1 protein-coding gene is annotated in these 1,828 nt (G+C 65.0%); it reads left to right on the top strand.

What is annotated here, in order from left to right:
• Positions 1 to 1,828, top strand: a 1,828-nt coding sequence (locus NPS56_RS30870; protein ID WP_274078157.1) for an Ig-like domain-containing protein, incomplete at both ends; no start/stop codon positions are given.

Here is a 1,828-nt window from a genome sequence, read left to right as displayed (position 1 = left end):
ACTGACCATCACCGGCTTCGACCCGGCCACAGGGGTCGTGAGCTACAGCTACACCCTCAACTACACCGAAACCCATCCCAACGCCGACGGCGCCAACAGCATCACCGAGAACTTTGAAGTCATCGCCATCGATGCCGACGGCAGCGAGGCGCGCGGCGAAATCAACGTCAAGGTGGTCGACGACCTGCCGACCGCCAAGCCCGATGCGACTTCGGTGGCCGAGGGCGGCACCGTCACCGGCAACGTGCTGGTAAACGATATCGGCGGTTCCGATGGCTCCGGCGGTGGCGTGGTCGGCGTGCGTGCCGGCTCCGACACCTCGACCCCGGTGCATGGCGGCCTGAACAGCCAGATCAACGGCACCTATGGTTACCTGACCCTGGATGCGTCGGGCAACGCCGTGTACCACAGCTACCCGAACTCGGTGAGCGCGCCGGGCGCGAGCGATGTGTTCACCTACACCTTGCGCGATGCCGACGGTGACGAAAGCACCACCACGGTGACCATCGACGTGCACAACAGCTGCCTGGTCGCGGCCAGCGATCACGACGTGACCGTGTATGAAAAAGCCCTGGACCCGTACCAGGACGGTCAGGACCTGGCGCCCGGCAGCGTGACCGGCAGCCAGCCATACAACACCGGTGAAACCGCCAGCGGCACACTGGTCGGTGCAGTTCACGGCGGCAGCGGCGCCATCACCTACAGCCTGCTCAGCAATGCCATCGGCACCTACGGCCAGCTGCTGCTGAACCCGGACGGCAGCTACACCTACACCCTGACTTCGCCAGCCAGCACCGCACCGCAAGCCAACGACGGCGCCAACACCCTGCACGAAAGCTTCACCTACCAGGCCGTCGATGGCCTTGGTAATGTGGTCACCAGCACTATCGTGATCAACATCGTCGATGACGTGCCAACCGCTATCCCGGACATCGCCTCGGTGGGCGAGGGCGGCTATATCGGCGGCAACGTGATCTGGAACGACAACGTGGGTGCCGATGGCCAGTTCGCTGGCGGTGGCGTGGTCGGTGTGCGCGCAGGCTCCGACACCTCGACCCCGGTGCACGGCGGCCTGAACACCCAGATCAACGGCACCTACGGTTACCTGACCCTGGATGCGGCAGGCAACGCGCTGTACCACAGCTACCCGAACGCGGTGAGCGGCCCGGGTGCGAGCGATGTGTTCACCTACACCCTGCGCGATGCCGACGGTGACGAAAGCACCACCACCGTCACCATCGACGTGCACAACAGCTGCCTGGTCGCGGCCAGTGACCAGGACGTGACCGTCTTCGAAAAAGCCCTCGACCTGAACCAGGATGGCCAGGACCTTGCCCCCGGCAGCGTGATCGGCAGCCAGCCTGGCAATAGCGGCGAAACCGGCAGCGGTACCCTGGTCGGCGCGGTGCATGGCGGCAGCGGCAGCATCACCTACAGCCTGGTCAGCAATGCCATCGGCACCTACGGCCAGTTGCTGCTGCACCCGGACGGCAGCTACACCTACACCCTGACCTCACCGGCCAGCACCACGCCGCACGCGGACGACGGCGCCAATACCCTGCACGAAAGCTTCACCTACCAGGCCACTGACGGCCTGGGCAACATCGTCACCAGCACCATCGAGATCAACATCGTCGACGACGTGCCCCAGGCGATCGATGACCACAACCTCAATACTGCCTCGGAAACCCTGCTCACCCTCGAAGGCAACGTCCTGGGCAATGACGTGCAAGGCGCCGATCGCGTCGTGACCGGCCCCAACAGCGGCCCGATCACCCCCGGCACCTTCACCGGCACCTACGGCACCCTGGTACTCAACGCCAATGGC

The organism is Pseudomonas putida (genome assembly GCF_028682635.1).
GTDB classification, from domain to species: Bacteria; Pseudomonadota; Gammaproteobacteria; order Pseudomonadales; family Pseudomonadaceae; genus Aquipseudomonas; species Aquipseudomonas putida_AE.
This window is presented reverse-complemented; position numbering and strand designations above follow the sequence as displayed.